The organism is Acinetobacter sp. V91_7 (assembly GCF_031799075.1).
Taxonomy (GTDB): Bacteria; Pseudomonadota; Gammaproteobacteria; order Pseudomonadales; family Moraxellaceae; genus Acinetobacter; species Acinetobacter calcoaceticus.
On the sequence record NZ_JAVQNT010000033.1, the window covers coordinates 94,668 to 117,250 of the forward strand.

The 22,583-nt window shown below is 38.9% G+C and carries 23 protein-coding genes; 12 read left to right on the top strand and 11 right to left on the bottom strand.

What is annotated here, in order from left to right:
- The first annotated feature begins 81 nt into the window (after nucleotides 1-81).
- Entirely contained in the window at nucleotides 82-1,074 is a 993-nt protein-coding gene (locus RMB03_RS09775; protein ID WP_311075710.1) for a fatty acid desaturase family protein, read from the top strand.
- Nucleotides 1,075-1,118: 44 nt separating this feature from the next.
- On the opposite strand, the gene RMB03_RS09780 is transcribed toward RMB03_RS09775, so the two are convergent.
- Complete coding sequence (locus RMB03_RS09780) at nucleotides 1,119-2,156, bottom strand: AraC family transcriptional regulator ligand-binding domain-containing protein (RefSeq protein ID WP_311075712.1); 1,038 nt, start codon at nucleotides 2,154-2,156, stop codon at nucleotides 1,119-1,121.
- A 153-nt stretch (nucleotides 2,157-2,309) separates the two neighbouring features.
- Between RMB03_RS09780 and RMB03_RS09785 the strand changes: the two genes are divergently transcribed.
- Together RMB03_RS09785 and RMB03_RS09790 are read left to right on the top strand one after the other, a co-directional pair.
- A complete protein-coding gene (locus RMB03_RS09785; protein WP_311075713.1) occupies nucleotides 2,310-3,008 on the top strand; it encodes an NAD(P)H-dependent oxidoreductase in 699 nt (232 codons plus the stop codon).
- A 598-nt stretch (nucleotides 3,009-3,606) separates the two neighbouring features.
- Complete coding sequence (locus RMB03_RS09790; RefSeq protein WP_311075716.1) at nucleotides 3,607-5,118, top strand: outer membrane protein transport protein; 1,512 nt, start codon at nucleotides 3,607-3,609, stop codon at nucleotides 5,116-5,118.
- Nucleotides 5,119-5,176: 58 nt separating this feature from the next.
- Here RMB03_RS09790 and thrH read toward each other — a convergent pair whose 3' ends face one another.
- Nucleotides 5,177-5,794 (bottom strand): bifunctional phosphoserine phosphatase/homoserine phosphotransferase ThrH, encoded by a 618-nt coding sequence (gene thrH, locus RMB03_RS09795; RefSeq protein ID WP_311075717.1) that lies wholly within the window; start codon nucleotides 5,792-5,794, stop codon nucleotides 5,177-5,179.
- A gap of 184 nt (nucleotides 5,795-5,978) precedes the next feature.
- Between thrH and RMB03_RS09800 the strand changes: the two genes are divergently transcribed.
- The gene (locus RMB03_RS09800; RefSeq protein WP_004639063.1) at nucleotides 5,979-6,713 is read left to right on the top strand and encodes a phosphoadenylyl-sulfate reductase; all 735 of its coding nucleotides are present in this window, start codon (nucleotides 5,979-5,981) and stop codon (nucleotides 6,711-6,713) included.
- Between the two features lie 171 nt (nucleotides 6,714-6,884).
- Entirely contained in the window at nucleotides 6,885-8,270 is a 1,386-nt protein-coding gene (locus RMB03_RS09805) for a wax ester/triacylglycerol synthase family O-acyltransferase (protein ID WP_132071658.1), read from the top strand.
- Nucleotides 8,271-8,298: 28 nt separating this feature from the next.
- Here RMB03_RS09805 and RMB03_RS09810 read toward each other — a convergent pair whose 3' ends face one another.
- From RMB03_RS09810 to RMB03_RS09835, 6 genes are all read right to left on the bottom strand, one after another.
- The gene (locus tag RMB03_RS09810) at nucleotides 8,299-8,472 is read right to left on the bottom strand and encodes a PA1571 family protein (RefSeq protein ID WP_002116397.1); all 174 of its coding nucleotides are present in this window, start codon (nucleotides 8,470-8,472) and stop codon (nucleotides 8,299-8,301) included.
- Between the two features lie 139 nt (nucleotides 8,473-8,611).
- Nucleotides 8,612-10,066, bottom strand: a complete 1,455-nt coding sequence (rng, locus tag RMB03_RS09815; protein ID WP_004639058.1) for a ribonuclease G — start codon at nucleotides 10,064-10,066, stop codon at nucleotides 8,612-8,614.
- Between the two features lie 113 nt (nucleotides 10,067-10,179).
- Complete coding sequence (locus RMB03_RS09820) at nucleotides 10,180-10,740, bottom strand: Maf-like protein (protein ID WP_311075722.1); 561 nt, start codon at nucleotides 10,738-10,740, stop codon at nucleotides 10,180-10,182.
- Nucleotides 10,728-11,219: a rod shape-determining protein MreD gene (gene mreD, locus RMB03_RS09825; protein WP_003655328.1), complete on the bottom strand. Its 492-nt coding sequence runs from the start codon at nucleotides 11,217-11,219 to the stop codon at nucleotides 10,728-10,730. Before mreD ends, RMB03_RS09820 begins: the two co-directional genes overlap by 13 nt.
- Nucleotides 11,206-12,063 (bottom strand): rod shape-determining protein MreC, encoded by an 858-nt coding sequence (gene mreC, locus RMB03_RS09830; RefSeq protein WP_004639055.1) that lies wholly within the window; start codon nucleotides 12,061-12,063, stop codon nucleotides 11,206-11,208. The genes mreD and mreC overlap by 14 nt, the downstream gene beginning before the upstream one ends.
- Nucleotides 12,064-12,079: 16 nt before the next feature.
- Entirely contained in the window at nucleotides 12,080-13,120 is a 1,041-nt protein-coding gene (locus RMB03_RS09835) for a rod shape-determining protein (RefSeq protein WP_004789315.1), read from the bottom strand.
- 133 nt (nucleotides 13,121-13,253) lie between these two features.
- Here RMB03_RS09835 and gatC point away from each other — a divergent pair, with 133 nt between their 5' ends.
- From gatC to RMB03_RS09865, 6 genes are all read left to right on the top strand, one after another.
- On the top strand, nucleotides 13,254-13,568 hold the full coding sequence (gatC, locus tag RMB03_RS09840; RefSeq protein WP_000107699.1) for an Asp-tRNA(Asn)/Glu-tRNA(Gln) amidotransferase subunit GatC: 315 nt from the start codon (nucleotides 13,254-13,256) through the stop codon (nucleotides 13,566-13,568).
- Between the two features lie 53 nt (nucleotides 13,569-13,621).
- Nucleotides 13,622-15,100, top strand: a complete 1,479-nt coding sequence (gene gatA / locus RMB03_RS09845; protein WP_017392508.1) for an Asp-tRNA(Asn)/Glu-tRNA(Gln) amidotransferase subunit GatA — start codon at nucleotides 13,622-13,624, stop codon at nucleotides 15,098-15,100.
- Nucleotides 15,100-16,569: an Asp-tRNA(Asn)/Glu-tRNA(Gln) amidotransferase subunit GatB gene (gene gatB / locus RMB03_RS09850; protein ID WP_004639051.1), complete on the top strand. Its 1,470-nt coding sequence runs from the start codon at nucleotides 15,100-15,102 to the stop codon at nucleotides 16,567-16,569. Before gatA ends, gatB begins: the two co-directional genes overlap by 1 nt.
- A 60-nt stretch (nucleotides 16,570-16,629) precedes the next feature.
- Complete coding sequence (locus RMB03_RS09855) at nucleotides 16,630-17,109, top strand: hypothetical protein (RefSeq protein ID WP_311075728.1); 480 nt, start codon at nucleotides 16,630-16,632, stop codon at nucleotides 17,107-17,109.
- Between the two features lie 3 nt (nucleotides 17,110-17,112).
- The gene (locus RMB03_RS09860; RefSeq protein WP_311075730.1) at nucleotides 17,113-17,739 is read left to right on the top strand and encodes a hypothetical protein; all 627 of its coding nucleotides are present in this window, start codon (nucleotides 17,113-17,115) and stop codon (nucleotides 17,737-17,739) included.
- Between the two features lie 760 nt (nucleotides 17,740-18,499).
- Nucleotides 18,500-19,078 carry a DJ-1/PfpI family protein gene (locus RMB03_RS09865; RefSeq protein ID WP_311075732.1) on the top strand — a complete coding sequence of 193 codons (579 nt, stop codon included), beginning with the start codon at nucleotides 18,500-18,502 and terminating at the stop codon, nucleotides 19,076-19,078.
- A gap of 110 nt (nucleotides 19,079-19,188) precedes the next feature.
- Here the strand turns inward: RMB03_RS09865 and RMB03_RS09870 are convergent, their stop codons facing one another.
- The 3 genes from RMB03_RS09870 to RMB03_RS09880 all read right to left on the bottom strand — a co-directional run bounded on the left by RMB03_RS09870 (nucleotide 19,189) and on the right by RMB03_RS09880 (nucleotide 21,692).
- Nucleotides 19,189-19,707 carry a hypothetical protein gene (locus RMB03_RS09870; protein ID WP_003655319.1) on the bottom strand — a complete coding sequence of 173 codons (519 nt, stop codon included), beginning with the start codon at nucleotides 19,705-19,707 and terminating at the stop codon, nucleotides 19,189-19,191.
- A gap of 110 nt (nucleotides 19,708-19,817) precedes the next feature.
- A complete protein-coding gene (locus tag RMB03_RS09875; RefSeq protein ID WP_311075735.1) occupies nucleotides 19,818-20,588 on the bottom strand; it encodes a hypothetical protein in 771 nt (256 codons plus the stop codon).
- A gap of 39 nt (nucleotides 20,589-20,627) precedes the next feature.
- The gene (locus RMB03_RS09880) at nucleotides 20,628-21,692 is read right to left on the bottom strand and encodes a DUF1176 domain-containing protein (RefSeq protein WP_311075737.1); all 1,065 of its coding nucleotides are present in this window, start codon (nucleotides 21,690-21,692) and stop codon (nucleotides 20,628-20,630) included.
- Nucleotides 21,693-21,816: 124 nt separating this feature from the next.
- On the opposite strand from RMB03_RS09880, the gene RMB03_RS09885 reads away from it, so the two are divergent.
- Entirely contained in the window at nucleotides 21,817-22,566 is a 750-nt protein-coding gene (locus tag RMB03_RS09885; protein ID WP_311075739.1) for a DUF4850 domain-containing protein, read from the top strand.
- The last annotated feature ends 17 nt before the right edge of the window (nucleotides 22,567-22,583 follow it).

Sequence of the window (22,583 nt, forward strand, 5' to 3'; positions counted from 1 at the left end):
AAATATTACAACTTTTAAAATTTTATGATTATATTGGTAATATAAAATATGGATACCAAAATCTGATTTGGGAGAATAAAAATGAATACACAGGTGAGTGTTACCGATCTATTTAGCAGAGAAGAAATACAAGAACTCACGGAGCCTTCAGATGCTTACGGCGCTTGGGCTGTTGCAAGTACATGGGCGGTTATTGGGGGAACATTTGCGAGCTTAATCATGATGTGGGATTACTTACCTAGCTGGGGCAAATTACTTGCTTGTATGCTTGCCTTGGCAATATTGGCTGGTCGCCAATTATGTCTAGCTATTTTGATGCATGATGCATCACATAAAAGCTTATTTAAAAATAAAAAAATAAATGACTTTGTAGGCGAATGGCTATGCGGCCGCCCAATCTGGAATGATCTACAAAAATATCGCGTACATCACGTTCGCCATCATGCAAAAACCTCTACTCCAGATGATCCCGATCTTTCGTTAGTGTCGGTTTTTCCCGTAAGCAAAAAATCTATTACCCGTAAATTCTTACGCGACTTAACAGGTATGACGGGATTAAAGTTTAGCTTTGGTCGAGTGTTAATGGATCTCGATTTAATGAAATGGACTGTTGCAAATGATCAAGTCTGGTTAGACCGCAGCAATAAACATCTTGTTGATTATGCAAAAAATCTTGTAAAAAACAGTAGTGGAGCCATTGCAACCAACGCAGCTCTTTATGGTGTTTTAAAGGCATTTGGTCAGCAACGTTTTTATTGGTTATGGCCTTTAGCTTATTTGACCCCATTTCCATTATTTTTAAGAATTCGCTCAATGGCCGAACATGCAGGAATGCAAACGAGCAATACGGCTTTAACCAATACCCGTACAACACGTGCAGGTTGGATTGCTAGAAGCTTTGTGGCCCCTATTCATGTCAATTACCACATGGAACACCATTTAATGGCTTCGGTGCCCTACTTCAAACTACCACGTATGCATCGTTTATTGAGAGATCGTGGCCATGTTCCAGCACCACCTAGCTATTTTGAAGTAATTGAATCACTCTCATCTAAGCCAGAACAAACAACTTAAAGCTCTCGAATCAGAGAGGCCATGCAATTAAATCAGTGGCCTCTCTAACCCAAATGTGAACTCAATTCATCCATTTTGCTGTGGGTCTTAAAATACTTGGGTGTGACTCCCATCCAACGCTTAAACGCACGGGTAAAATGAGAAGTCTCGGCATAACCTAAAGTTAAAGCTACTTTTTCAATCGACATGTTATTTTGAGCTAAAAGTTTCTGGGCATGTTGCTTTTTAAGTGAGTCAACTAAGATAGTAAAACTTGTATTTTCAATGGCTAAATATCGTTGCAAAGTTCGCTCTGAAATATTCATGACTTGAGCCACTTGCCCTACCTTTAATGTCTCAATCTCACCATTTACAAGTAATTTTTCAGCAACTTGTTTGACTTGCCATTTCCAGCCACTGCGTAACTTTAATTTTTCTATATCTCGCTTGCATTGTGCATTTACTAAAGGCGCCAACATTGGGTCTGCCGTTAATACAGGCTGTGCTAAATAGTCTTTTGAAAATATCCAGCTGTTGCGTTTTTGATTAAATAAACAAGTGACTGCCAATTGACTACTTATTTGAGCAAAACCTATCGGTTCCGGCATTTGTAATTCAACTTTCCCTAAATTGGATAAGCCTGTTAAATTTTTTGCAATTTGAACAAAGCCTACCAATAAAAAAATGTTGGCATTTGGACTCAACTGAAATTCCTTTACAGGCTGATGAATGAACCAATATGCATAATTATTTTTTTGTTTTAATTCTGGTTTAAAAACCTCACAACGTGACCCAATGAACTGTTCAAGAATTTTCAAGGCTTCCCCTAAATTTGGAGAAACTATGGCAGCCATTCCGACTGAACCATAACATGAAGCAGTCATTTCTAAAGCCAAATACCCCGCTAATGCAGGCTCTTTGCACAACTCGATGGCCCGCTCAATGAGCTGATTTAAGGTATTAAACTCAACATACCAATATGGTTTTTTTAATTGATCTACTGTTATGCCGCTTCCATCTAAAAGCTGCTCACAAGAGACCCCCCACCGCTTAACAGTCTCGACGATTAAGTTAATATAAGTTCCGGGTAATTCTGGATTCATGAGTAACCCATTGAGCAAAATAAATGGCGCGAAATGGTAAAAACTGTCAGTTCATGAACTATGCCATCCTTTTAAATTGATGCATAGTCATTCAAAGCAAAATCCGCTTAATTGCACTAAACAGTACAATTTCTGAAAAACACAGGTGCCCCTATGAATATCCTGATTGTCCATGCCCACCCAGAACCACAATCTTTTACCACTGCTCTAAAAAGTACAGCAAAGCAAACTCTAGAAAAATTGGGACATCGCGTAGAGGTTTCAGATTTATATGCCATGCAATTTAACCCTATTGCATCCAAAGAGGATTTTTTAGAGCTCAATCAGCCTGACTATTTTAACTATGCTCTAGAACAAAGAAATGCCAGTAAAAATCAACTTCTAGCTCCTGATATTCAGGCAGAAATTGAAAAGGTAAAAAAAGCTGATTTAGTCATTTTAAATTTCCCACTTTACTGGACCTCTGTACCAGCAATTTTAAAAGGCTGGATTGATCGTGTATTTGTTTCAGGGCTCTTTTACGGTGGTAAACGCTTTTATAACCACGGTGGAATGGCTGGTAAAAAAGCGATGTTGTGTTTAACACTCGGTGGTAGAACACACATGTTTGGGGAAAACGCTATTCACGGTCCAATCGAACATTATCTATCCCCAATCCAACGCGGTACTTTGGCATATGCTGGTTTTGAAGTTCTACCACCATTCACTGCCTACCACGTCCCCTACATTAGCCAAGAGGCCAGAGAAACCCACCTCGAAGACTACGTGACTTATCTCACTCACCTGGACCAACTAGAACCATTAAAGTTTCCAAAACTTGAAGAGTTTGATGAAAAGTTATACCCACTCTAACGCTGTGTTTTAGCTCTAAAAAATGAATAATCGAATCTAGCTTATTATTTTCGGTTATTCTCTTGCTGAACCTCTCAAATAGAAAGTCTAAATTTGCTCAAAAAATAGATCAAATGGTAAAAAAATAGAGGTAAACTTTTTTATAAAATTAAGAATATAAAACTGAATCAATAATATACAGATGTAGAGAAACTAGACTTATCAAGTAAAAATGACAACTAATACTCATTTCATAATCAATTAATTCATATTTTTACAAAAAAATCTTTGACCATTTTTCTTGGATTTGTGACAAAAATGTCACTAGAACAAACTACTTTATTAATAGATTAAAAATATAAATATCAATTAATTAAAATAATTTACCAATGAAAATATTCCTTCATATTTCATCCATTATTGACCTTATTTGTATAAAAAATGAGTGCTGCTCAGTTCATATAACAGATTTACTCTTATTGTAATTATGCTATTTTTGTTACATGGAGTTATCAAAGCTTTTATAAGTTGTAATTAAAGGCTTTGAAGGCAACACAGTTTAAACGGTTTAACTCTGTTACTTTTAAAAAAATGTCTTGAAGTTCAAGGAAAGATTAAAATGAAATTAAAACATCTGAGCACTGCAATGATTTTAGCAACGCTGCCTGCAACTGGGGTTTTTGCAGCAGCATTGGATCGCTCTGGACAATCAATGTCTGCATTTTTGCAGCCTGGTAACTACTTTGAAGCTGGTATTTCGGTTTTAGACCCAGATGTAGCGGGTAAAGAAGCAGGATCAAGCGCAACTCGCCGTGATATTAGTGACATGGGTAATGATTATTATTTCCCAAGTGCGGCATTAAAATTACAACTCAATGATAAATTCTCTTTCGGTCTACTCTATGATCAACCATTTGGAGCAGATGCAGAATATTCAGGTAATAATGTATTCGTTTCGAATCCAGGCACTGATACTATTTTAAGTCAAAAGGCATTAGGTGAGTTAGCAACCAGCTCAATTAAAAAATTAGTTCAAGCATCTGGATCAGCATTTACACCAGCTCTTATAGATGTGACGAATACTACTGGCGGTGATCCTACAAAACCAACTCAAACTGAGATCTTAGGCGCATTACAAAAAGTTGCTGCAGGTGGAAATACAACTGTAGGTGCAGGACTAACAGCACTACAAAACACCCAAGCGGCTATTAATGCAGCAAATAATTATTTAGGTAGGGGCGGAACTAAAGTTAAAGTTGATACACAAAACTTATCTTTTGTTTTTGGTTTCCAACCGACTCAAAACTTCAATTTCTACGCTGGTCCTGTATTACAAACAATTAAAGGTAATGTAAGTTTACGAGGTCAAGCTTATAGTCTTTATAATGGTTATGATGCAAATATTAAAGAAACAACAGGCGCGGGTTGGTTAGCAGGCGCAGCTTATCAAATTCCTGAAATTGCACTTAAAGCATCTGTAACTTACCGTTCTGAAATTGATCATAAAGTGGATATTAATGAAAATTTATCTATATTAAATTTCCCTGGTCTTACTTCAGTACTTGCTGGTTTAGATGTTCCTGCTTCTAAACTTCAAGCAATTAACTCATCTGGTAAAACTACAATTACAACACCACAGTCTGTTAACCTTGATTTCCAAACAGGTGTCATGGCTGATACAGTTGCGTTTGCCAATGTACGTTGGGTGAACTGGAAAGATTTCTCAATTCAACCATATAAATTTGGCAAAGTCTCAGAAGCTGTAGGTGGTCTTGTTGGACGTCCAAATGGCTTCAACCTAGTTGAATATGCTGATGACCAATGGTCTGTGAACGCGGGTGTAGGCCGTAAACTTACCGACAAGTGGGCTGGTAATGTGTCTGTAGGTTGGGACTCTGGTGCAGGTAATCCTATAACAACATTAGGACCAACAGAAGGTTACTGGAACGTAGGTTTAGGTGTTCAATATAGCCCTACTCCACAAACATTTATTGCCGGTGGTGTAAAATACTTCTGGTTGGGTGATGCCAAAGCTCAAACAGGTGCGCAAGCAGGTAGTGATGAATATGTTGCAGAGTTCTCTGACAACAATGCAATCGCTTACGGTTTAAAACTTGGTTATAAATTCTAAGTTTCAAAACTATTCATATAAAAAAGGCGCTTAAAGCGCCTTTTTTATTATTTATTTCTTAAGCTGGAATGCTACGCTTTGAAACTGAACGGATTGCTTCTTTTAAGGCATCATATCCGTGAATTGCAGGGAATTGCGGGAACTCAGCAATTACGTTTGCAGGTGCATCAAACAAGAAACCATGGTCAGCTTCACCCAGCATGGTTGTATCGTTATACGAATCACCAGCAGCAATAACACGGAAATTTAAGCCATGTAGTGCCTTAACCGACTCACGTTTTTGATCAGGTTGACGTAGCTTATAAGCCGTAATCATTCCTTTTTCATCTGTCTCTAGCTTATGACAGAAAATTGTTGGCCAACCCAATTGCTTCATTAAAGGATGCGCAAACTCATAGAAGGTATCTGACAAGATCACGAGTTGGAAATGAGTACTCACCCACTCAACAAATTCTTTTGCACCAGGTAAAGGCCCCATCTCAGCAATGACTTCTTGAATGTCATTTAGGCCTAGACCGTGTTGTTTTAAAATATTAAGACGCTGAGTCATTAAAACATCATAATCCGGAATATCACGAGTTGTAGCCTCGAGTTCTTTAATCCCTGTTTTTTTAGCGAAATTGATCCAGATTTCAGGAACTAAAACCCCTTCAAGATCTAGGCATACGATTTCCATGAATGCTTCCAACGTTGGTTAAAAATTGCTGTATCATACCATTAAGATTTTCAGTTTTGCGTTGTTATTGATCAAATCAATTTTATTCATAAGGATTGAAATTAAAGTGCTAAGCAGTTTATCAACTATCCTTTAGAATATTTTTCATAACTCAATGCGCCCAAGCCTTTTGCCAGGAACACACATGACCGTTATTCCGACTATTGATATCGTAGATGCTCTTGCTGCTGAGTATGCAACCAAAAGCCCTCGGGAAATTTTAGAACTTGCCTTAAGCCAACAAGGTGAAATTGCAATTTCTTTTTCGGGAGCAGAAGATGTTGTCTTAATTGATATTGCTTCACGTTTGGGTAAGCCTTTCCGTGTCTTTAGTCTCGACACGGGCCGACTCCATGCTGAAACGTATCAATTTATTGAAACTGTCCGTAAACACTACAATATTAATATCGAAATCTGCTTTCCTGAATCTGAAGCTGTTCAAAACATGGTAAACGAAAAAGGTTTATTCAGCTTTTTTACAGATGGGCATCAGGAATGTTGTGGTATTCGAAAAGTTCAGCCTTTGCGTAAAAAACTTGCAACTTTAGATGGCTGGATTACTGGTCAACGTAAAGACCAAAGTCCTGGTACACGTACAGAAATTCCAGTGGTACAAGCTGATGCTGGCTTCTCTGGTCCAGATAAACAACTTATTAAATATAATCCTCTAGCGAATTGGACAAGTGCCGAAGTATGGAGTTACATCCGTATGATGGAAATTCCATATAACCCTCTACACGAACGTGGTTTTGTTTCTATTGGTTGTGAACCATGTACACGAGCTGTATTACCGAACCAACATGAACGTGAAGGACGCTGGTGGTGGGAAGAAGCGACTCAAAAAGAGTGCGGATTACATGCAGGCAACATGAAAAAGTAGTTTGATATCAAAAAACCACTGGCAAATCAGTGGTTTTTTTTATGTCATGTTACGTACACAAAGTCATATTTTCTCTACTCTAAACGCTATATACTTAATTTTACGGTTCTATAATTCTAATAAGAGCTCAGATAAGGGCTTCTTAGAAAAATGCATGAGGCACAATGATTTATGCGTCCATTACACCCAATTGATTTCATTTTTCTGTCACTTGAAAAAAGACAGCAACCCATGCATGTCGGTGGATTATTTTTATTTGAAATTCCTGAAAATGCACCTGAAACCTTTGTACATGATTTAGTAGAAGATATTAAACGCTCAAAAAGCATTCCTATTCCTCCCTTCAATAACCGTTTAAATGGTCTATTTTGGGATGAGGATGAAGAGTTCGATATCGATCATCACTTTCGCCACATTGCTTTACCTCATCCTGGGCGTATTCGTGAACTTCTGGTTTATATCTCGCAACAACACAGCTCATTAATTGACCGTGCCAAGCCGCTTTGGACCTGTGACATTATTGAAGGAATCGAAGGCAACCGTTTTGCCATGTATTTTAAAATCCATCATGCAATGGTTGATGGCGTTGCGGGTATGCGTTTGATTGAAAAATCACTTTCAAAGACACCAGAAGAGAAACACGTAGTTCCTTTATGGTGTGTTGAGAGCAAAAGAACTAAACGCCTAAAAGTGCCTACTCCAAGTACAAGTAAAATTAAGAGTATTTTAGGAGGCATTAAGTCTCAACTGGATATAGCTCCTAAAGTAATGCAAGAGTTATCTCAGACTATATTTAAAGAAATGGGCAAAAATCCTGATTATGTCTCTACCTTTCAGGCGCCAATTTCAATTTTGAACCAAAGAGTAAGTGCTTCACGTCGTTTTGCTGCCCAATCCTTTGAATTGAGCCGCCTTAGAAAAATTTCAAAAGCATTAGGTGTAACGATTAACGATGTTGTACTAGCAGTATGTTCTGGTGCTTTACGTGAATATTTGATTAGTCAAAATAGCTTACCTAAAAAGCCACTTATTGCCATGGTTCCAGCTTCATTACGCACAGATGATTCTGATATGAGTAACCGAATTACTATGATTCTGGCAAATTTAGGGACTCATAAAGACCAACCGTTAGAACGTCTAGAAATTATTCGTCGCAGCATGCAAAACTCAAAGCAACGCTTTAGCCGTATGACTGCTAATGAAATTTTAAACTATAGCGCGGTTGTTTATGGTCCAGCAGGATTAAACATCATGTCAGGAATGCTTCCTAAGCGTCAGGCGTTCAATTTAGTGATTTCCAATGTACCAGGGCCACGTGAGCCACTTTATTGGAATGGCGCGAAATTAGACGCTCTCTACCCTGCTTCGATTGTCATGGATGGACAAGCTTTAAATATTACCATGACCAGTTATTTAGATAAGCTTGAAGTGGGATTAACAGCTTGTCGAAATGCTTTGCCAAAAATGCAAAATCTTTTGACTCATTTAGAAGATGAGATTCAACGTTTTGAAGAAATTATTGCAGAGAAACAACTGAAACATCATTCAGCAAGTTAGAAAAGTTAAGGGGCTTTGAATTGGCCCCTTATTTTTTGATTGTGCGGCACTGGTTAAGCAACTGATGACATACTGAACGAATCATTGCAGTTGTGATCGGTACTTCTTTACCTTGGTCATTCAACATATAGCAGCTATTTACTGGCGTGCTTTCTAAAACATGTTTAAGACCGTTGCTAATTAAGTTTTCACTTACATTCATGGGTTATACCTCTTATTGTTTGCTAAGACGTTAAATAGGGAGAACGTCTAGGGCTACTGTATGTAAGTAGTATTTAAAATTCATGAATGAAAGTAAAATTTCAGTTGTAACAAGGATTAAGCGATATCTTGTTACAACTTTAACTTAAAATGATATCGTATTGCTCTTGCGTATATAAATTTTCGACCTGAAATTTAATGACACGGTTAATAAAATGCTCTAAATCAGCCACTGCGGGTGCTTCTGCTGTTAATAATCGGTCAATCACAGAAGGGTGAGCAACAACAGTAAAGCCACTCGTTGACTCAAATGCGCGGGTATATCGTAATATCTCACGAAATATTTCGTAACACACTGTCTCTGCTGTTTTGACAAAACCACGTCCTTGGCACGTTGGACACGACTCACACAGCAAATGTTCTAACGATTCACGTGTTCGTTTACGAGTCATTTCGACCAGACCAAGTTCTGATACCTGAGTGATTTTGGTCTTGGCGTGATCACGCTCAAGCATTTTTTCAAACTGACGCATCACCTCTTCACGGTGAGTTGCCTCTTGCATGTCAATAAAATCAATAATGAGAATACCACCCAAATTACGCAGTCTAAGTTGACGTGCGATGACTTGAGTCGCTTCCATATTGGTTTTAAAAACGGTGTCTTCAAGACTACGACCGCCAACATATGAGCCAGTATTAACGTCAATTGTCGTCATGGCTTCAGTCTGGTCAATCATCAGATAACCACCCGATTTCAAAGCAACGCGTGTTTGAAGGGCTTTCTGGATATCTTCTTCAACGTTATAGAGATCAAATAGCGGTCGCTCACCTGGATAATGAATGAGCCGACTTTGCATATTCGGAACAAATTCTTCAACAAACTCAAGAAGCTTGGCATGAATTTCTCTCGAATCGACATAAATCTTTGCAGTCTCTTCGCTTGCTAAATCTCGAATAATACGCTGAGGTAATGGAAGCTCTTCAAAAATTAAGGAAGGAACTGCAACATCAATCTGCTTACGTTGGATGTATTCCCATAATTTACTCAGATAGCACATATCCCGTGCAATTTCTGCCTCATCCACACCTTCGGCAGCTGTACGTACAATCACGCTACCTGGCAGATTATGTTCAGATTGAATACTTTCGATAATATTACGTAGTCGATCTCGCTCTTCTTCGGACTCAATACGCTGCGATACGCCAATATGGTTACCATATGGCATGAGAACCAGATAACGAGAAGGAATTGAAAGATCTGTACTCAGACGTGCCCCTTTCGTTCCTAACATATCTTTCATGACTTGAACGGTCAGGGTTTGACCGGGATGTAAGAGTTCAAAAACGTTTGGGGTGGGCTGTGAACGAGGCCAAACCATATCATTGATATGTAAAAAGGCTGTTCGGGATAAACCGATATCAACAAAAGCTGCTTGCATGCCCGGAAGCACTCGCACGACTTTACCCTTGTAAATATTGCCGACTAGACCGCGCTTGACTGTACGCTCGACATACAGCTCATTAACAGTTCCATTTTCGATTAATGCCACCCGACACTCCATAGGCGTGACATTAATAAGTAATTCTTCTGACATACATAAACTCAAAGCATTATAAAATTTTTATTAAAGAGTCAGAGAAGCTGTTAACTTTAACTTTGTCTAGTGTTCATCGACAATGCTATTCAATTAAGAATGATAACAACCCCTTATGTCTTTACTCTTTTTAATAACTGTGCAAATTCGTATAAAGGAAGTCCTACCACATTACTATAACTTCCTTGAATTTGGGGAATATATTGAGAAGCAATCCCTTGAATTGCATATCCACCGGCCTTCCCAACAGGCTCTCCTGTGGTCCAATAATCTTCCATATCTTGCGTAGTCAGATGTTGGAACTCAACTTGTGTCTGTACAACCTGACTCAACATTTGTTGTTGAGTAGCAACACATATTCCAGAAAACACGTCATGCCAACACCCAGATAATTGTTTCCATATGTCAAAAGCATGGCTTTTCGATTCAGGCTTACCAATTATTTGGCCATCCAGCCCTAGACTTGTATCGGCAGCAATCACAATTGCTTCTGGAAAAAGTTTTAATACAGCTTGCGCTTTTTCTCTAGCTAAACGTTCAACATACTGATGAACGAATTCATTCTCATGAACAGATTCGTCAATATCAGGGCTATAGATTTCAAAATCCAAACCCAGTTGTTGTAACAATTCCTTCCGACGAGGAGAGCTAGATGCTAAAACTATATTCGCCATTTTGCCAAACAATAATAGACGATTGGCCAAGTGATGATACTTGTCATTAATGGTTGCCAGTGTCTAGCAATCGAAAAATGAATTCCACCCATGGTCTGGGTTACCCACATAAACGCTAAATGAGCAATAATGACCAGAGTTGCAATCGTCCATAAATTACCAAAGGTTAAGATACGGCGTTCACGAATTAAAAAACGGGTAAGAAAAGTCATAATTACAAAGCTTAAGGCATTGAGACCTAAAGGCGCATCAAGCAATAAGTCTGTAAAAATCCCCATTCCAAATGCAAACCAGACCCCACACCACGTTGGCTGACATACCACCCAAAACAGCATAATCATCAACATGAATAATGGGCGCCAACCTGAAATATCGTAGGACAGCGGGTAAACCATGAGCACAGAACCCACGATAACGGAGATAATAATCCCCCATAATGGATCTTTGCGCTTTTCTCGTTTCAGTTTAGCGATTGGCATATGGCTGCTCCTTTGCTAATGAATCCGAAAAAAGTACAACTACATGGTGTCCTGTTGCTAATTGCGCTGCTGGTGTTACATCAATTTCCGCAAACTCACCTGAGTTATGACGTTTGATTTTGGCAACTGTACCTACGGCATAACCTGCTGGGAAATGTTCGCCCAAACCTGAGCTAAACACTTTATCGCCCACTTGAATATTCGCACTAGTCGGCACATATTCCATTTTCAAACGACCCAAATCACCTGTACCAGAAACAATCGCTCGCATTCCAGTGCGTTCAAGACGTACCGAAAGTGAGTGTTCTTTATCTGATAACAACATTACACGTGAGCTATGAGGATATACATTAATGATCTGCCCCATAATCCCCTTATCATCCAGAACCGTTTGACCGACCTTTAAATGGTCCATAGAGCCACGGTTAACAATGATGATATGACGTAATGGGTCCGCATCTGTCCCGATCACTTCGGCAATCTCCATACGTCCATCAATAATTAATGGAGTATCAAGGAGACCTCGCAAACGGGTATTTTCAGCAGATAGTTCAGAAAGCTTCTGTAAACGGACTTGAGCTTGTAAAAGCTCAGCCTGCATCGCAGTATTTTCACGACGCAGTTGTGCTTCAGATTTTGTTTGCTGATTCAGCCATTCTCTCGACAGTACTGGATAACTCGCCAATGCATAAATTGGGTTATATGCAGCGTACAAGACATCCCTTGCTGGCTGAATCACATACGGCATGCGCCAATCAAAAAATAGCACAACCAAGCATGTAATGACCGCAATAATAAACGAGCGGAAAGATGGCGGCTGTCTTGAAAAAATATTCGGTTGCACCGCCTAATCCTTAAACTTAACCAACAAAAAGCATGTCATGGTTCGGATTGTCAAAGAACTCCAATACTTTACCACCACCACGGGTAACACAAGTAAGAGGATCTTCAGCAACCACAACTGGTAAACCAGTTTCTTGAGCTAACAATTTATCGAGGTTACGAAGTAACGCACCACCACCTGTCAACACAATACCACGCTCGGCGATATCAGAAGAAAGCTCTGGAGGAGTTTGCTCAAGTGCTGATTTTACTGCGCTTACAATGTTTTGTAACGGATCAGAGATTGCTTGAGTAATTTCGTCAGAAGTTACAGTAATCGCACGAGGTACACCTTCTGCAAGGTTACGGCCACGTACTTCGATTTCTAATGTTGTGCCATCAGAAACAGCCATACCTACTTCTTTTTTAATAATTTCTGCTGTGGTTTCACCAATCACGCAACCATGAGCTTTACGAACATAATTGATGATTTGCTCATCAAAAACATCACCACCGATGCGTAAAGAGTCAGCATAGACACAACCTTGCAATGAAATAATTGCAATTTCTGTTGTACCACCACCAACATCCACAACCATAGAACCACACGCCTGTTCAACTGGCATACCTGCGCCAATTGCAGCAGCCATAGGCTCTTCAATCAAACGAACATCACGTGCACCAGCATTAAATACTGCTTCACGAATCGCACGACGCTCGACCAAAGTTGATTTACATGGTACACATACAACCACACGAGGTGCAGGTGGGAACAAACGTTTTTCGTGAACTTTACCAATAAACTGATTTAACATGGTTTCAGTCACTTCAAAATCCGCAATTACACCGTCTTTCATTGGACGAATTGCAGAAATATTCGCAGGTGTACGGCCTAACATTTGTTTCGCGTCCAGCCCTACTGCAGCAACAATTTTTTGTGAACCACTGTGACGAATTGCCACAACTGTTGGTTCATTTAATATAATGCCGCGGCCTGGTGCATAAATAAGTGTATTTGCTGTACCTAAATCAATGGCTAGATCCGGCGAAAACAAGCCAATTAGTCGTTTTAGAATCACGGTTCGTTCTCAGTTAAACTTTCATGTGGATGCAAGGTGGCAACTTTAAACTAAATGTGATGATTTGAACAAGTCAATCGCTTATTATAACGCACGATATTTTGAAAATTTTTAATACTGATTAGGTGATGTTATGTCTACATCGGATGCACAGCATTCAGCAGATTTAAATGCACAAACAGTTTCAGCAATCGCCAATCTTGCTCGATTGTCGCTCAATGATACGCAATCTGCTGAATATGCTCAAAGTCTAAATAAAATTTTAGGCATGATGGAAACCTTAAAAGGCATTGATACTGAAGGCGTAGAACCTTTAAAGAGTCCTTTTGATAATCCTCAACCTTTACGTGCTGATGTGGTAACTGAAAGCAATCATCGAGATGAGTACCAAGCAGTTGCACCAGCAACTCAAGATGGTTTGTATCTTGTTCCTCGCGTGATTGAATAACTTTCACTCAATTAACCCATCTTCCCTATTTTGAATGTAAAGAAATTTTAATCATGACTGATTTACATCGCTTATCAATTCGTGAACTTGCTGAGGGCTTAAGCCAAGCGAAGTTTTCATCTCGCGAACTGACTGAACATTATTTGCAACGTATTGCGAAACTCGATTCACAAGTTAAAAGCTATGTGACGGTTACACCTGAACAGGCGCTCGCTGAAGCAGACGCTGCTGATGCCGCATTAAAAGCAGGCAATGCAACTGCTTTAACGGGTATTCCTCTAGCACACAAAGATATTTTTTGTACCAAAGGCATCAAAACGACTGCTGGTTCAAAAATTCTTGATAACTTTATCTCTCCTTACGATGCAACGGTTGTTGAAAAAACGAAAGCTGCTGGTCTAGTCACTTTAGGTAAAGTGAACATGGACGAGTTTGCAATGGGTTCAACTTCTGAAAGCTCATATGTTGGCGCAACGAGTAACCCATGGGCACTTGACCATGTTCCTGGTGGTTCATCAGGTGGTTCTGCTGCGGCTGTAGCGGCTGATTTAGCGCCTTTCGCTACAGGTACTGATACAGGTGGTTCAATTCGCCAACCTGCTTCTTTTTGTGGCTTAACAGGCTTAAAACCAACGTATGGCCGTGTATCTCGTTTCGGTATCATTGCTTACGCATCATCTTTAGACCAAGCAGGTCCAATGGCACGCTCTGCTGAAGACTGTGCTTACCTGATGAATGTAATTGCAGGCCATGATGCAAAAGACTCGACTTCGGTTAAAAAAGAAGTTGATGACTACGTTGCGAACTTAAATGGCACATCTGTAAAAGGCTTACGTATTGGTATTCCTAAACAGTACTTTAACGTTGCAGGCTTAGATGCAGACGTAAAAGCTCGTGTCGAAGAATCATTGAAAAAGCTTGAAGAAATGGGTGCAACGCTTGTTGAGATTGACCTCAACATGACTGAAGCCTATGTTCCAACGTATTACCTCATCGCACCAGCAGAAGCGTCTTCTAACTTGTCTCGTTACGATGGTGTTCGCTACGGCTATCGCTGTGAAAACCCAGCTGACTTGATGGATCTTTACAAGCGTTCACGTTCAGAAGGTTTTGGTCCAGAAGTACAACGTCGTATATTAATTGGTACCTATGCGCTTTCTGCGGGTTATTACGATGCTTACTATGTGAAAGCACAAAAAGTTCGTCGTTTAATTCAACAAGACTTCTTAAAAGCATTTGAAAATGTAGACGTGATTGCTGCACCTTCTGCACCAACGACTGCTTATAAAATTGGTGCAAACTTAAGTCCAACTGAAATGTATTTAGGCGATATCTATACACTTGCAGTGAACTTAGCAGGCTTACCAGCGATTAATGCTCCTGTTGGTTTTGACAAAGACAGCTTGCCTGTCGGCTTACAGTTAATTGGTAACTATTGGTCAGAATCACAATTGCTGTCGATTGTTCATCAATACCAACAAAACACTGACTGGCATACCAAACGTGCGGCAATTGCTGAGGAGAATGCATAATGGCTGAAGCTCAAAAGTTGAAATTGATTGACGGTTGGGAAGTCGTTATTGGTATCGAGATCCACACTCAGCTTGCAACCAATTCTAAAATTTTCTCTGGTTCATCGACTGAATTTGGTCAAGACCCAAACACGCAAGCAAGCCTTGTAGACTTGGCAATGCCAGGTGTACTCCCTGTTTTGAATGAAAAAGTGGTTGATCTTGCAATTCGCTTTGGTTTAGGTATCGATGCATACATCGATCAAGCATCTGTGTTTGCACGTAAAAACTATTTCTACCCTGACTCGCCAAAAGGCTATCAAATTAGCCAAATGGATAACCCGATTGTTGGCTTAGGCCACATCGACATCCAGCTTGAAGATGGCACAACCAAACGCATTGGTGTAACTCGTGCTCACCTTGAAGAAGATGCAGGTAAATCTGTACACGACCAATTTGAAGGCATGTCTGGCATTGACTTAAACCGTGCTGGTACGCCTTTACTTGAAATCGTGTCTGAACCTGACATGCGTTCGGTTGAAGAAGCTGTAGCATATATCAAATCAATTCATACACTTGTGCGTTGGTTAGGTATTTCTGACGGTAACATGGCTGAAGGTTCATTCCGTGCAGACTGTAACGTGTCTTTACGTCGTCCGGGACAGCCATTTGGTACGCGCTGTGAGTTAAAAAACCTCAACTCATTCCGTTTCATCGAGCAAGCAATCAATGTTGAAATTGAACGCCAAATGGAAATTTTGGAATACGGCGGAAGCATCGACCAAGAAACACGTTTGTTCGATCCAAACAAAATGGAAACGCGTTCAATGCGTTCTAAAGAAGAAGCGAATGACTACCGCTACTTCCCAGATCCAGACTTGTTACCAGTGATTATTGCAGATGAGCAAATTGAAGCTGCTCGTGCTGCGCTTCCAGAGCTACCTGCTGCACGCCGTGCCCGCTTTATCGCAGACTTTGGTGTAACTGAGTACGATGCACATGTACTTACGCTCTCACGCGAAATGGCGGACTTCTATGAGGCTGTTGTGGCTGCTGCGGGCGGTGCTGCACAAGGTAAAGTATCTGCAAACTGGGTGATGGGCGAATTCTCAGGCGCGTTAAACAAAGCAAACCTAGATTTAGCAGACTCTCCTGTTTCTGCTGAACAGCTTGGCGGCATGATTGCACGTATTATTGACAACACCATTAGCGGTAAGATTGCGAAACAAGTCTTTGGCTTTATGTGGGAATCGGAAGGTAAATCTGCCGATGACATTATTGCGGAAAAAGGCTTAAAGCAAGAAACTGACACTGGGGCAATTGAAGCAATCATTAAAGAAGTACTTGCAGCCAATGAAAAAATGGTTGAAGAATACAAGTCTGGTAAAGAAAAAGCCTTTAACGGTCTTGTAGGTCAAGTCATGAAAGCTTCTAAGGGTAAAGCCAACCCTGCTCAAGTGAATGAATTAATGAAGAAATTGATTGGTTGATTTATTCGCCAATTAATTGATTTCATGCTATAAAAACCTCGCTTAATGCGGGGTTTTTATATGGATAAGATTTTAACAGAAGAGCATATTGCTAATGTGGGTCTGAGTGGTTGGCTCATAGCTATAATATTATTTATTGTGAGTGCGATAATTTTACCATTAATTATTTTAGGTTATAAAAAATTCCAAAATAGAAAGGCTGCTCGAAGAGCTCGTCTTTATATTCAACTTAAACCTATTTGGGATCGCAATCATCAGATTTTCATAGAGTATGGTCCACATGAAAATAACGACGCATTTTACGATTTAGAAGGTGATGCAACTGATGAGTGGAGAAAAAAAGTAAAACAGATAATACTACCTAACCATCAAAAAATTAGGGATATATGTTCTGAAAATCTATTATTAATGACAGAAAAGGAACGTGATTTATACAATCAATACGAAGATCATGTCGCAGATTTTAAATCATGTCATGAATATGATTATTTACCGAATAGAAGATTCCCTCCAGATGTAGTTACAATTTTTAAGGATTAAATAATGACTTGGTTAGACAGCCTAAAGGCTCACGACAATGTTGAAAACGCTAAGGGAGAAGGAAATCTGATTAAGATAACGACCAAAGATAGTCGCCCTGAGCTTCTTTGTCTTTCAAATTTCAATCAAAAATTATCAGGTAAAATGCTTGAAACCCTATTAAAAACTTATAAGTTTGATTTTTTACTATGTAACAAAAAAAACTTCTTCCTTGATGAAGAAGCTATTAAATTATTAAAACAAAATAATATTAGTTTTGGTACAGGTGGTGATTTATTTAGGTTATTGAATGATACAGAAACTACCTATTCAGATTTTATTAACAAAGATTCTGAATACATCATGAAAAATTTAGGAAAGAATTATAACATTAAAAACTATCAACTCATATCTAACAGAAAGGTTTCAGTTAAACGTCATAATGGTCGAGATATTACGTTTGTATTTATTAATGAGTACGCTATTACACAAGAAAGAATAAATGAAATCCATGAGCTTTATGCACCATTTGATTTTGTTCTTGCTGCGAATCCAAATGCACATTGGAAAGATTACACTTATCATGGTCAAGAAGTAAAAATTGGATTGTGGGCTAACCTATTTTCTTTTTTAGTAAATCCAAAGTCATAAATGCTAGAATTTAGTAACTTATATCAAGAGTTTGAAATACTAAAAATCGATTGTTATATCTATTTATTTGGCTCCTACTTATATAGTAAAAATTGGGCTGATCTTGATGTCCTCATAATTTATAAAGATTATGAGGACATATCTATGATAAAAGAAGTCTTTTCAAGAAACCTTTTAAATACACCTCTAGATCTAAATTTTATGACAGAGGAAGAAGAAAATTTTTATAATTTTATTAATCAAACTAATGCTCAACAAATATTTCCTAAACATATTTATTAATATTAAATATAACTATCAAAAAGTATCCTTCATCGCAAAATTCGAAGACTTAGGAGATATCCAACTTTCAAAGTCCTTTTTTATGCGTAATTTCTTAATCCCCCAATAACACTCATCTCTTTACAACCCCAACTTACTAAAAACACCAGTCTTTAAAAAAGTTACCACCAATTTATTTAAGTCAATATAGCGCAATGTTCCTTGTAACTGCAGGGTCTTTAACAATATCTTCACTAGCACTTCAGCCTAACTACTGAAAGCCTTAATGCCTTCAGTCTGAATCACACCTCTGATCAAAATTGATTGGTTAATTTTATTAGCCAACTCAAGAAAAAGCCTCGATTTATCGGGGCTTTTTTATTACTTATGAAACATCCTTCGACTAAAGAATGCACTTTTTTCTAAAAAATGACACAGTGACTGTGCTAATTTAAATTAAGAATTTAGATAACTTATATTTTAAAAAGAGAGATAAATCATGTCTAAAAAGATTTTAATGTTGGTCGGTGACTACGCTGAAGACTATGAAACTATGGTTCCTTTTCAGTTTTTAACTGGTTTAAGTTATACCGTACATGCTGTTTGCCCAAATAAAAAAAACGGCGACCATATTGCTACTGCTATTCATGACTTTGAAGGTGACCAAACCTATAGCGAAAAACGCGGTCACAATTTTGCCATTAACTATGATTTTGAGGCGGTTAATACTGAAGACTATGTAGGTTTAGTCATTCCGGGTGGTCGTGCACCAGAATATTTACGCATGAATGAACGTGTTATCGAAATTGTGCGTGAGTTTGATCGAGTGAAAAAACCAATTGCAGCTGTATGCCATGGTGCTCAGTTGCTTGCTGCGGCAGACGTACTAAAGGACCGATTGTGTTCGGCTTATCCAGCATGTGCTGCCGAAGTAAAATTAGCTGGTGGACAATACGCAGATATTGCTGTGACCGAAGCTGTTACAGATGGACATTTGGTGACTGCACCGGCTTGGCCTGCACATCCAGCTTGGTTAGCGCAGTTTGTAAAAGTTTTAGGGGCGACGATTAGTATTTAAGCAGGTCTTGCCATTAAAGCCACTCAAAATAAAACCTGCTATTAGTTAGAGACCAATTTCATCTAATAGCAGGTTATATTCATTTATTTGAGAAGCAGAAAGCTAAATTACTATCTCGTAATTCCCAACTTATTCCAAATCTCTGGGGTTAAAAACGTCGTTACTAATTTATTTAAGTCGATATAACGCAACGTGCCCTGCAACTGCTGTTTAACTGCGGGGTCTTTCACAATATCTTCGCCAGCACTTTGACCTAACTGCTGAAAAGCCTCTCCAACAGCCTTCACACCTTCCGCTTGAATCACAGCTTTAGTTTGGGCAGAACACTGCTCTACAATCACCCGCTGTAAAACCTGTGCCAGTTTTTGGTCTAACTGATCTTTTTGCTCAGGCGTTACATTACTAAATGCTTTTAAATCAGGATGGGCAGCTAAAGCCGTAAATGTCCATTGAAGTACAGTGGTCTTGTCTGAAGTGGTTGTGGCCTTAACTAAACAGTCACTCAACTGATCGACCGTTGGGCCAGCCATCGCAATTTGTGTTGTACCCAGTACAGCAACAGCCATACAAACTGAACGGCTCAAATGTGAAAACTTACGGCGGGCAATCGCATAAACATGACGTGACATAGGTCTAGCTCCAATAAACAATCTGTTCTTTGTATCACAGAGCGAGTGGAGTTACCTGTTATGACTCTGTAAATCGTCTACTTCTTCAAATTTATCAACTGATTTAATCCTTAACCCATTCCGGCATAATTCCATGCTTCTGGAATATTTGGCTGTTCTGGTGCTTTATTTAAGTCAATATTTAAGTTTCTACTGCCCTTATATGATTTCTCACCTGAATCTGAGGCCGGTGATACACCTAAACTATAACGATAGCGAAATTGCCACAATAACGGTTTGATTGGACGAATATCCAGATTTAAAGAATCCTCATCATGACAATTCCCTTTAGAACTTTCATAGTCTTGCTCAGAAAAACAGGCTCTGATCATCCGACTAAAACTAAATGGATAATTTTTAATAAAGGGACGCTCATTGCCTGATTCCTGTAACTCATAAAAGCTAGCCCGTTCAATATTTGCACCACCTCCTGAATACATTTCAGAAAACTGATCAATTATTGCAATTGCATAACGCTGTTGAGTGAGTGGAAAAAGCTTGGGAAATATATATTGTTTATGAAGATCATCTTCGCTTGCTATTGTCACAATATTCCATTTCCGGACCAATTTAAAACCCGTAGATGTAGATTTAAACTGTGCGATATCATTACGACTCGATAATATCCATAAATTCTGGTCTGGAGTTTTTAGGCTACGCCATTGCACGCCTTGCAGACATAAATCTCTTATTTGCTCACATAGTTGTTTCTGTTCAATTTGGGGCAATTGATCTTTTTTAAACTCTAAAATATCTAAAGTTGCAGCAAAAGTAGGATTAGCAAAACAAGCAAACATTCCAGCTACAACCAAGAAAGCTATCTCTATTTTCCTTTTAATCATTTATTCTTTTCCTAAAAATATTTTTAGTCGACCACTAAGCTATTTGACAATAGACTCAATTTTATCAAGCTCCCACACGCCCCCTGCTGCCAAACCTTTGCACATGCCTGTCCACATATCTTTCGTATGTACAAACTTCTGACCATCCCACACCCATTCCTCACTCGCCCAGCAATCGCCGATGCCTCTTCCCTTTTGAGCACTACTAATCATACCTCTATCAAAATCCGATGCTGTCTCAGTTACAAATGTTGCTTTACTAGTCAAAGACTCATCAAGTACCCAAGCACCATACCCTTCGTTATAGGCACCTCTCCAACATAGAGTGGTCGCCAGAACTTTCTTATTGGTCAGTTTATACAACTCGATTTTTTGTGGTTCAGCTCCATCACTACTACCATAGATTCCTTCACAAAATCCTTCTTCTTTTGGGTTCGTTTGAGCTGACCTTAAACTATGATAAACAGATTGATACGACTTACTTTTTGGTTGCAACGTCAAATATGGCTTAGCCGCTGTTTTGACATGCTTTACAATTAATTTGGGTTGGACTACCAGCACTTTTGATTCATTAGCCGGCCCTTTTTTGACTAAAGCACCAACAGTTCCGATCCGCTTCTGAAAATCATCCATTTTTAGCAACACAGCAGTCATTCCTGCATCGGAAATGGTCCATTCATGCTGCGCATTTTTAAATATAATTTCAGTTTTCTGCTTTGACTGCTGGAGTAAAGCGTTGATCTGTGAGTTATTCAGTTTCCCCATTAATGGCAGCTCGACACCATCCACAGTGACAGTGCCTAAATCTTTGCCATTCACATAAAAGTGGATATTTTTAAGCTGACTTGCAGGCAAGCTTTGCTCATAGTCTGATAAAGCAAATTCAGCCTGTACAGGTTGCTTTGGACCCGCTTTACGCACTAATAGCAGCGACGCTGGATTATCACCATTTTCTTCATTTTGATACCCTGCGGCCTTACATGCTCCCGTATTACTGCAAGAGATTTCCCACTCTTGATGTGAAAATGAAATGCCTTTTATGTCTTGAGCAAAACTATAAGAACTCATTACTGCTAAACAGCAGATTGAAAGCATTTTTTTCATTTTTTCATGTCTCTATAGATCTGTTTTTATTATTAAGTTAAAAACAGTATAAAATTTTGGGTTACCGTCTAGTTTAAAAGAATATGCTAGGTTGATAGAAAATTTAAATGATTACTTTTTAAAAATGAAAAAACTATATTTTTTACTATGTGTCGCGTTAGTGAGTACAGCTTCAATTACACATGCTGAAGTAAAAAGCTTTACTCCTCATTTCCCAAAGTTTTATAGCTCTGCTGCAACCCGAAAAGCAGATAACCAGTTCTACGCTCTCGGAGAGGCAAAATTTTTAAATGGTATTACCGTGCCATTTTATGGTGTTACTGCGCTGAGTCCAACAGATGATGGTTTGCTTAAAGATTTTGAAAAATGCACACTAAAAAATTGCCGCTTTAATTTTAAGCTTGATGCTCAACATGCCAAGCAGCTTAAGCTTCTGGCATTACCTGAAACAGGGTTAGTGCTTGTGCCTAGAAATTGGCAAGATGTGCAAGCAAATGCAGGTGCTAACGGTAGTGGTTTTGCTCTAATAATGAGTCCAGATCAAAAACAAGCGATAGAGCTTTATGATTCTTCATTTTGTGTTGGATGTGGATTGCCAAATGCAACGCTCTACTTTCCTGAACTGTTAAAAGAAAGTATTGAAAATGAGTTTGGTGGATATAAAGACCCTAAAAAACTGATCAATATTGTTCATCCCTCTAAGAAAATAGCTTTTTTTAGTTATCAAATTCCCCAAATTAATAATAAAACACATGGCATTGCGAAATATTACGACGAAGACACGTTTAACTATAAAGAGATTCAGGTGACCTTAGATAAATCGCAACAGTCTTTAGTTGGCCCTATTCTCAACTTTTATAACGCAACTCATTAAACCAAAACTCATAAAAA